We start from the raw sequence: 9257 nt of genomic DNA on the forward strand, positions 1-9257 counted from the left end.
TAGGCAGGGGAGGCATAAAGCTGCATGTGAACGGTCATTAGACGTTTTCGGATGAGGTCAGCTTGACTTGGTTCTTTCATGCGGATGGCCACATCGGCCTCGCGCATGGGCAGGTCGAGGACCTTTTCCTCAAGCATCAGATCAATCTTGAGATCGGGATACTTGTCATAAAGGTGCGGCAAGCGCGGCGCGAGCCAGAGGGAGCCAAAGCCGGTCGTCGTGGTAACGCGCAGTTCGCCAAAGACTTCTTCTTCGCTGTCTTTGATCCGCGCTTCGGCCGCATCAAGACGTTTGATCATGGCTGTCGTGGCGTCAAATAACAGCTCGCCCTGTTCGGTCAGAATCAACCCGCGCGCATGGCGATGAAAGAGGGTGGTGTTCAGGCTTTCTTCCAAGCCGCGAATCTGTCGGGAAACCGCAGATTGAGACAGATGCAGGGTGTCACCAGCATGGGTCAAACTGCCGACATCGGCGACTGCGTGGAAAATTCTAAGCTTATCCCAGTCCATTTCGGCAGGTTCCTGTGGTTAATATATTATAGGGTTTTCAGCCCTACATGAGAGCAGCTTACACATCAACGTCATGGCGCGGGGAAAATTCTTCTATACAGGTCAGCTTTTATGACCTATTGTTGCGTCAGCTAGTGCAATCGCGCGCCTTGGGAGGAACAGATATGAGCCAGCAAAAAACATCATTGAACGATAAGTTCGATATTGAGAAATCGCCGATCCTGATGAACGGTACACAGGCGCTTGTGCGTCTTATGTTGATGCAGAAGGCACGCGATACGAAGGCTGGTCTGAACACGGCGGGATATGTCACCGGTTACCGCGGATCGCCGCTTGGCGCCGTTGATCTCCAAATGAGCCGCGCTGAAAAATTCCTCTCCAAGGTCGATGTGAAGTTTGAATATGGTTTGAACGAAGACCTCGCCGCGACCGCGCTTTGGGGATCGCAACAGGCAGAGCTTCGCGGGGAAGGGCGCTTTGATGGTGTCTTTGGGCTTTGGTACGGCAAGGGTCCGGGCGTGGATCGCACCGGCGATGTGATGCGACATGCCAATATGGCAGGCTCGTCCAAACATGGCGGCGTTGTCATGGCGATGGGCGATGACCACACAGGTGAATCCAGCACTGTTTTGCACCAATCCGAATTCGCAATGATCGATTCCTACATGCCTGTGGTCAGCCCCGCTGGCGTGCAGGAAATGATGGACTATGGTCTCTACGCCTTTGCCCTGTCGCGGTTTGCTGGCGTCTGGGTCGGTCTCAAGACGATGAAAGACACGGTTGAGGTGACGTCGGTTGTAGATGGCGATCCCTATCGTTTGGATTTTGTTGAGCCTGAGTTTGAAATGCCAGAGGGTGGTTTGAACATTCGCCTTGTGGATGACCGCCACGAACAAGAAACGCGTTTGCTTGATTACAAGCGTCATGCGGCAGAGGCATTCAGCCGTGCCAATAAGATGGACAAGCGGGTTTGGGGCAAACCGGGCGCTAAGGTTGGTTTTGTGGCCGCTGGTAAGAACTGGCTTGATCTCACCCATGCACTGTCGTTGCTCAATATTGACGAAGCCGAAGCAGAGCGCATTGGCCTGACGACCTATAAGGTTGGCCAGACTTGGCCTCTTGATATGAAGAGCTTCAACGAATGGGCGGAAGGGCTCGATGTTGTCGTCGTCGTTGAAGAAAAGCGCAAGTTGATCGAGGTTCAGATTAAAGAAGCGCTCTTTGATGATCGTCGTGGGCGCCGTGTTTATGGCGAACGCATTGAAGGCAAAGAACTGTTCCCGACACGCGGTGCGCTCGATCCGGTGAACATCGCAGAAAACCTAGGTAAAATTCTTGAGGACGAGGGCTGCGGCACCAGCGGTGCGAAGGCAGGGCTAGCGAAGCTTGAAGAAGCGCGCCGCGCAGACAACGCTCCGCAACTCGCTGCGCGTTTGCCGTATTTCTGCTCTGGCTGTCCGCATAACTCATCAACCAAAGTGCCCGAGGGCAGCCGCGCCTATGCCGGTATTGGCTGTCACTTCATGGTGCAGTGGATGGACCGCGATACCCTTGGGTTTACTCACATGGGCGGTGAGGGCGCGAACTGGATTGGTGAAGCGCCATTTTCCAAGCGGGAGCACGTTTTCCAAAACCTTGGCGATGGCACCTATAACCACAGTGGCATCCAAGCCATACGCGCAGCTGTCGCGGCTGGCACCACGATGACCTATAAAATCCTGTACAATGATGCGGTTGCGATGACAGGTGGTCAGGGCAACGAAGGTGGGCTTGATGCGGTGCGCATCGCCCGCGAGATTGATGCGATGGGCATCAAAAACATGGCCATTGTCTATGATGAGAAGGAAGATGTCGCGCTCGGCGCCTTTCCAAAAAGCATGCCAATGTACGAGCGCGCAGAAATGCAGCGTGTTCAGGAAGAGTTTGCCAAGGTCGAAGGCGTCTCTATCATCCTCTACATTCAAACCTGCGCGGCGGAGAAACGTCGCCGTCGTAAACGCGGACTATTCCCTGATCCTGATAAGCGTGTGTTCATCAACCCTGATGTCTGCGAAGGCTGTGGTGATTGCGGTGTGCAAAGCAACTGTGTCTCCATCGTTCCCCATGAAACGGAATTGGGCCGCAAACGCGCGATTGATCAATCCAGCTGCAACAAGGATTTTTCCTGTGTGAATGGATTCTGCCCGTCCTTTGTGACGGTTGAGGGGGCAACACCGCGCAAGGCGGCGACAGCAACGTTGAACCTGCCTGACCTGCCACTGCCAGAACTGCCGACAATCAATGGCACCCATAACGTCGTGATCACGGGCGTTGGCGGTACGGGCGTTGTCACAATCGGCGCGCTTTTGGCGCAGGCGGCGCAGCTTGATGGCAAGGGCGCTGGCATGATGGAAATGGCGGGTCTCGCGCAAAAGGGCGGCGCTGTGCATATTCATTGCCGCTTGGCGAACAAGCCTGAAGACATCTCCGCGATCCGCGTTGCAACGGGTGAAGCACATGCGTTGATTGGTGGTGATCTGGTCGTCAGTGCAGGGTCTTCTACTTTGGGATTAACGAAAGAGGGTCAGACAGGCGCAGTCGTGAACAATCACGAAATTATCACCGGTGACTTTACCCGCGATACAGAATTCAAACTGCCTTCTGAACAGTTGGAACTGGCGCTCACTGCGCGCCTGCGTGATGCGGTTGATTTGTTTGATGCCTCTGATCTGGCGCGCGTGGTGCTGGGCGATGCGATTTTCTCTAACATGTTGGTCTTTGGTGCGGCTTGGCAGCGTGGATTGCTGCCTTTGACGCTTGAGTCGCTGCAGGAGGCTATTCGTCTGAATGGCGCGGCTGTTGAGAAGAACCTCTACGCCTTTGAAGTGGGTCGTTGGGCCGTGCTCTTCCCAGAAGAAGCAAACAACGTCAGCGCGCCTTCGGTTGTTCATCTGCCAAAGAGTTTGGAAGAGAAGATTGCCTTCCGCGCGGATCATTTGACAGCCTATCAAAACGCGAATTTGGCGAAACGATACCGCGCAGTTGTTGATGCTATTCAGGATGAAGCTGTGAAAGAGGCAGTCGCGAAAGGCTATCATAAACTTCTGAGTTATAAGGATGAATATGAGGTCGCACGGTTGCATCTCGATACGGCTGCAAAAGCGGCTGAAGCCTTTGAAGGTGATCTGAAGCTAAGCTACCATCTTGCGCCGCCAATGCTTTCAAAAATGGGTTCAAACGGGCGTCCGATGAAAAAGCAATTCGGACCGGGCATGCTACGCGGCTTCAAAATGCTGGCAAAACTGAAGGGCTTGCGCGGTACACCGTTTGACCCCTTCGGGCGCACGGCTGAACGCAAAATGGAACGCGCTTTGATCACGCAATTTGAAAGCGACATGAAAGAGGTGCTGGGTAAGCTGGACGCGGCAACTAAAGATGCGGTCGTTGCACTGGCTGAATTGCCACTGTCGATCCGTGGCTTCGGACCTGTGAAAGAGGCGAATGAAGCGAAAGCTGCGAAGCGACGGGAAGAGTTGCTGAGCGTCATTCGCGCGGGGGGAACCGACATGGCAGCTGCGGCAGAGTAACGCCCCGACACTTTAGCAGGGCGGTTACGTTGCGTTTACAAAACTGTGCCATTACATCAGCGCTAGCAGTATTCGAAACAGGGCCGTCCCATGCGCAATCATGTCGCAAAAGAAATCACCTATGCGCATTCCGCCAAGACACGCGCGGGGCGCGCGATGGTGCGGGTCATGGAAAATTCGACAGGTCGGATTGGACTTATCCGCCGCGCCAAAGGCTATGAGCTGGACGTGGCCAATGGCCTTGATTTCTGGGAAGTGATGACCCAGCGCTATGGTCTGACCTTAGATGTCATGTCTGGATCGTTGAGCAATATTCCCAAGACCGGTCCTGTGATTTTGATCGCTAATCATCCTTACGGCATTTTGGATGGTATGATGATGGGGTTGATCCTGTCACGGGCGCGCGGAGATTTTCGCATTATGGCGAATAGCGTTTTCCAAAAGGCGGAAGAGCTGGATCGCATCACACTGCCTATTTCGTTCGATGAAACGAAAGAGGCGATGAAGCTGAACTTGCAAACCCGCAAAACGGCGCTTGAATATCTCGGGCAGGGCGGCGCGGTTGGTATTTTCCCGGGCGGTACGGTTTCGACGGCTGCACGCCCGCTTGGGATGCCGCTTGATCCCGGTTGGCGTGCGTTTACGGCCCGTTTGATTGCGAAATCAAATGCGCAGGTTGTTCCGCTTTACTTTGATGGGCACACCAGCCGCATGTTCCAAATCGCGAGCCATTTGCACAACACGTTACGCCTTGGGTTGTTGATCAAAGAATTTCGTAAACGCGTCGATGAACCAGTACGCGTTGCTATCGGCGCGCCTATTGATCCGGCAGAAATTGACGCACGATCAAAAGATGCGCGCGCAATGATGGATTTCTTGCGACAATCCACTTATGAGCTATCCCCAAGGCCCCTTGACGCGACGCGTTATGGGTTTGAGTTTGAAGAAAAGCATCGTGCGTAGGACTGTAACCTGCGCCGTTTAGGTAAAGGAAGCAGACATGGCAGTAGGGATTTTCGATAGTGGTCTTGGCGGTTTAACCGTTTTGGATGCTGTGCGCGCCCGTATGCCGGACGTGCCTTTTGTCTATTATGCGGACAGCGGCCATGCCCCTTACGGTGTGCGCGATTCCGAAGACATTTATCAGCTGACCAAATCAGCAGTGGAATACCTCTGGGAAAACGGCTGCGACCTTGTGGTTCTGGCCTGCAACACAGCATCTGCTGCTGCGCTGCGCCGCATGCAAGAGGCGGGCGTGCCCGAGGGCAAGCGCGTGCTTGGCGTTTTCGTGCCGCTTATTGAAGCACTGACAGAGCGTCAGTGGGGCGATAATTCACCGCCGCGCGAAGTCGCTGTCTCTTCTGTTGCGCTGTTCGCGACGCCTGCTACTGTGGCCAGCCGTGCCTTCCAACGTGAACTCGCGTTCCGCGCGGTTGGCGTTGACGTCGAGGCGCAGGCCTGCGGCGGCGTTGTTGATGCCATTGAAGATGGCGATATGATCTTGGCTGAAGCCTTGGTGAGCAGCCATGTTGATGCGCTCAAGCGTAAGATGCCGAAACCGCAAGCGGCGATCCTTGGCTGCACGCATTATCCATTGATGCAGGAGCAGTTTCAGGCCGCATTAGGCGCGGATGTGAGCGTTTATTCGCAAGCCAGCCTCGTGGCCGAAAGCCTTGCTGACTATATCACGCGGCGGCCTGATTTCATGGGCTCCGGCAAAACGCACCGCTATTTCACAACAGGTGATCCTGCGCATGTGAGCACGCGGGCGACACAATTTATGCGACGAGAAATCTCTTTTGAAAAAGCCTAAGCAAAAGAAATTTCTATAGAAAGACAATGACATGACACAGAATATCGCAATCCTTGGTGCGTCCGGTTACACAGGCGCTGAATTGATCCGGCTGATCGCCACGCATCCGTCTATGACCATCAAAGCGCTGTCAGGCGAGCGAAAAGCAGGTCAGCCGCTCGCGCAGGTTTTCCCGCATTTGCGTCACTTGGATATGCCCGATCTGGTGAAAATTGCGGATATCGATTTTGCGGATATCGATCTGGCGTTTTGCGCGCTGCCCCATAAGACGAGCCAAGAGGTCATTGCAGCGCTGCCGCGTGATCTGAAGATCGTTGATCTGTCCGCTGACTTCCGGCTGCGGGACCCGGATGAGTATGAAAAATGGTATGGCAACCCGCACAGTGCGGTCGATATTCAAGGTGAGGCAATCTACGGCCTGACTGAATTCTACCGTGAGGAGATCGCAAATGCGCGGCTCGTGGCCGGCACTGGCTGTAATGCGGCAACGGGCCAGTTTGTGCTGCGTCCGCTTATTGCAGCAGGTGTGATCGGATTGGAGGATATCATCCTCGATCTGAAATGCGCCGTGTCTGGAGCGGGGCGGAGCCTTAAGGAAAATCTGCTGCATGCGGAGCTGTCAGAGGGCACGAACGCCTACGCCGTGGGCGGCACACATCGCCACTTGGGCGAATTTGATCAGGAGTTTTCCAAGCTCGCTGGCAAAGACGTGCGCATTCAATTTACGCCGCACTTGATACCTGCGAACCGGGGTATTCTGGCGACGACTTATGTGTCGGGCGAGGCGCAGGCGATCCACGATGCTTTGGTTGCGCAGTACAAAGACGAGCCATTTATCGAAGTTCTGCCCCTTGGTGAAACGCCAAGCACTCATCACGTGCGCGGCTCGAACTTTTGTCATATCGGCGTGACGGGTGATCGGATCGAAGGGCGCGCAATCGTTGTAGCGGCGCTGGATAACCTGACAAAAGGTAGCAGTGGCCAAGCCTTGCAGAATGCCAATCTCATGTTAGGTCTGGAGGAGACAGCGGGGCTGATGTTGGCGCCGTGCTTCCCGTAAGCTGACGGAGATAACACTATGGCAATGACAGGGCTCAAGAAAAAGCGACGCATTCAGATCGTTGCGTTGACTGCTGTTGCTTTGGTTTTGTCGACGGGTTTAATTGGCTATGCGATGCGTGACGGGATCAATCTCTATCGCTCGCCGAGCCAAGTTTTGGAGCAACCGCCCGCGCAAAGCGAAGTGTTTCGCATGGGCGGTTTGGTACAAGAAGGATCAATTCAGCGCGGCGACGGCGAGCAAATTCGCTTTGTCGTGCGCGATGGTTTGGCCAGCGTACCAGTGACCTTTACTGGGGTTTTGCCTGACTTGTTTGAGGAAGAACAAGGTATGATCGGCACAGGTCGCTACATCAACGGCACCTTTGAAGCTTCTGAAATCCTTGCGAAACATGACGAAACTTATATGCCTAAAGAGGTCGTAGACACTTTGAAAGAGCAAGGTGTGTATCAAGAACCTGAGGAAAGTTAAGAACGATCAGCTAGGCCGTTCTTAACCGCCGCGCGCCAGTTTTACCGACATTCAAGTTGTGTTGGAGAAAACAATGGCATTTGAGACGAATGACAGCGTGACGCAAATCGCGCATGAAATCGTTCAGCGCGAAGGGGGCTACGTCAACGATCCTGATGATCCGGGCGGTGCGACGAATTTCGGTGTGACCATTCATACGATGCGCCGGCTCGGCCTTGATCTGACAGGGGACGGGGCGATCACTGCCAGTGACGTGCGTCGTTTGACGCGCGAGCAAGCCGTGGACATCTTTCTGAAACACTATTTCGTTGAGCCTAAGATCGCGCAATTGCCTAAAGCGATCCAATCCAGTGTGTTCGATATGTATGTGAACGCGGGTAACAACGCGGTTAAGATTTTACAGCGCCTTTGCACGAAGATGGGATTTGAGTGCTCAGTTGATGGCGCGATAGGCCCTATGACGATTGCTGCCGCGACCCGCGCCTTTGATGCGGCGCCTCAGTTTTTTGCCGATGCTTATGCGATTGAGCGGCGCAACTATTATTTCCGCCTCGCGGACAAGCGCGCGGCGAGCCGGAAATACGCGCGCACGCGTTCTGGTGGAAGAGGCGGTTGGATCACGCGGGCGGAACATTTCATGGCCGCGAAATACCACCTGACAGCAGCGCAATTTCAACAAAGGATCGCAAAATGGGCCTGATTGATCGCATCTTCGGAACGTTGTTTGGCAATGGTGGAAACATCATTCGTGACACCGCAGAAGTCTTTGTCGAAAACGCGGAAAAAGGGGCAGTGCGCGAAGCAGCGATGCGCGCTGGCGCACTGACGCAGTTCTCGGGTGAATTTCAGGCGGCCAATCGGGGGCTGTTTGATCGGTTCATGGATGCGCTCAATCGCATTCCCAGACCCGCGATGGCGCTTGGTACACTCGGCTTGTTCGGCGCTGCGATGGTTGATCCGATTTGGTTCGCAAGCCGCATGCAAGGGATCGCACTGGTGCCAGAACCGCTGTGGTGGCTCCTTGGTGCGATTGTGTCGTTTTACTTCGGCGCAAGACATCAGCTCAAAAACCAACAGTTCCAAAAGCAAATTGCTGCCAGCGTCGCGCTTGCGCCAACCGTGATGCGGAATATCGAAACGCTCAATGACATCGCAGCCCCGCAAGCGGTTGAACCGCAGCTGCCTGTAAAACCAGTTCGTGCTGAACCGCCGTTGTCTCAACCCTCGCATTCAGATTTTCCTGAAAACGCTGCTCTGCAAGACTGGGCGCGCGGTGCGTGAAACCACACACCTTACAGCGTTGCCCGTTGAGTGCGTGATTGCACGCACCACGCCCCCCGCGACAATGTGAACCGCGGATACCCTTAAAAACCGTTGGCCAAGGGCGGGCGGCGCTCTATACCCACGGGTATGGTTACAGAACTCGGTCACTTTGCGCTGATCCTAGCGTTTCTCATCGCGATTGTTCAGGCAATCATCCCGCTTATTGGCGCGCACAAGCTGTGGTACGGTTGGATGGCTTTGGCCGAACCCGCTGCCAAAATGCAGTTTCTGTTCACCGCCTTTTCTTTTGCCGCACTTACCTATGCTTTTGTTACCTCTGACTTTTCTCTGAGGCTCGTATGGCTGAATTCGCATTCGGCCAAGCCGATGCTCTATAAAATCAGCGGTGTTTGGGGCAATCACGAAGGCTCGATGCTGTTGTGGGTCTTGATCGTCACCTTATTTGGCGCCTGCGCTGCTTGGTTTGGCTCAAACCTACCACCCACATTGCGCGCCCGTGTTCTGGCGGTTCAGTCCGCCATTGCTGTTGCGTTCTTCGCTTTTATCCTCTTCAC

8 protein-coding genes and 1 pseudogene are annotated in these 9257 nt (G+C 54.5%); 8 read left to right on the forward strand and 1 reads right to left on the reverse strand.

What is annotated here, in order from left to right:
• Positions 1–509: LysR family transcriptional regulator (locus ABJQ89_RS12915; RefSeq protein WP_348496625.1), on the reverse strand; the 509-nt coding region annotated here is incomplete at its 3' end.
• Between the two features lie 164 nt (positions 510–673).
• Between ABJQ89_RS12915 and ABJQ89_RS12920 the strand changes: the two genes are divergently transcribed.
• The 8 genes and pseudogenes from ABJQ89_RS12920 to ABJQ89_RS12955 form a co-directional block, all read left to right on the forward strand.
• Positions 674–4075: an indolepyruvate ferredoxin oxidoreductase family protein gene (locus ABJQ89_RS12920; protein ID WP_348496626.1), complete on the forward strand. Its 3402-nt coding sequence runs from the start codon at positions 674–676 to the stop codon at positions 4073–4075.
• 90 nt (positions 4076–4165) lie between these two features.
• Positions 4166–5038: a lysophospholipid acyltransferase family protein gene (locus ABJQ89_RS12925; RefSeq protein WP_348496627.1), complete on the forward strand. Its 873-nt coding sequence runs from the start codon at positions 4166–4168 to the stop codon at positions 5036–5038.
• A 37-nt stretch (positions 5039–5075) separates the two neighbouring features.
• Positions 5076–5888, forward strand: coding sequence for an aspartate/glutamate racemase family protein (locus ABJQ89_RS12930; RefSeq protein ID WP_348496628.1), 813 nt, complete (start codon positions 5076–5078; stop codon positions 5886–5888).
• Between the two features lie 31 nt (positions 5889–5919).
• A complete protein-coding gene (argC, locus tag ABJQ89_RS12935; RefSeq protein WP_348496629.1) occupies positions 5920–6948 on the forward strand; it encodes an N-acetyl-gamma-glutamyl-phosphate reductase in 1029 nt (342 codons plus the stop codon).
• Positions 6949–6972: 24 nt separating this feature from the next.
• Positions 6973–7419, forward strand: coding sequence for a cytochrome c maturation protein CcmE (gene ccmE / locus ABJQ89_RS12940; protein WP_348496632.1), 447 nt, complete (start codon positions 6973–6975; stop codon positions 7417–7419).
• A 73-nt stretch (positions 7420–7492) separates the two neighbouring features.
• Complete coding sequence (locus ABJQ89_RS12945; RefSeq protein ID WP_348496630.1) at positions 7493–8119, forward strand: holin-associated N-acetylmuramidase; 627 nt, start codon at positions 7493–7495, stop codon at positions 8117–8119.
• Positions 8110–8700, forward strand: coding sequence for a holin family protein (locus tag ABJQ89_RS12950; protein ID WP_348496631.1), 591 nt, complete (start codon positions 8110–8112; stop codon positions 8698–8700). Before ABJQ89_RS12945 ends, ABJQ89_RS12950 begins: the two co-directional genes overlap by 10 nt.
• A gap of 129 nt (positions 8701–8829) precedes the next feature.
• Positions 8830–9257, forward strand: a pseudogene (locus ABJQ89_RS12955) (heme lyase NrfEFG subunit NrfE); the annotation flags it as partial.

Source organism: Planktotalea sp. (assembly GCF_039984035.1).
In the GTDB taxonomy this organism is placed as follows: Bacteria; Pseudomonadota; Alphaproteobacteria; order Rhodobacterales; family Rhodobacteraceae; genus Planktotalea.

Bases quoted from the DNA above. Each gene is read 5' to 3' on its own strand.
- ABJQ89_RS12920 (WP_348496626.1), top strand. From the start codon at position 674: ATGAGCCAGCAAAAAACATCATTGAACGATAAGTTCGATATTGAGAAA.
- ABJQ89_RS12925 (WP_348496627.1), top strand. From the start codon at position 4,166: ATGCGCAATCATGTCGCAAAAGAAATCACCTATGCGCATTCCGCCAAG.
- ABJQ89_RS12930 (WP_348496628.1), top strand. From the start codon at position 5,076: ATGGCAGTAGGGATTTTCGATAGTGGTCTTGGCGGTTTAACCGTTTTG.
- argC (WP_348496629.1), top strand. From the start codon at position 5,920: ATGACACAGAATATCGCAATCCTTGGTGCGTCCGGTTACACAGGCGCT.
- ccmE (WP_348496632.1), top strand. From the start codon at position 6,973: ATGACAGGGCTCAAGAAAAAGCGACGCATTCAGATCGTTGCGTTGACT.
- ABJQ89_RS12945 (WP_348496630.1), top strand. From the start codon at position 7,493: ATGGCATTTGAGACGAATGACAGCGTGACGCAAATCGCGCATGAAATC.
- ABJQ89_RS12950 (WP_348496631.1), top strand. From the start codon at position 8,110: ATGGGCCTGATTGATCGCATCTTCGGAACGTTGTTTGGCAATGGTGGA.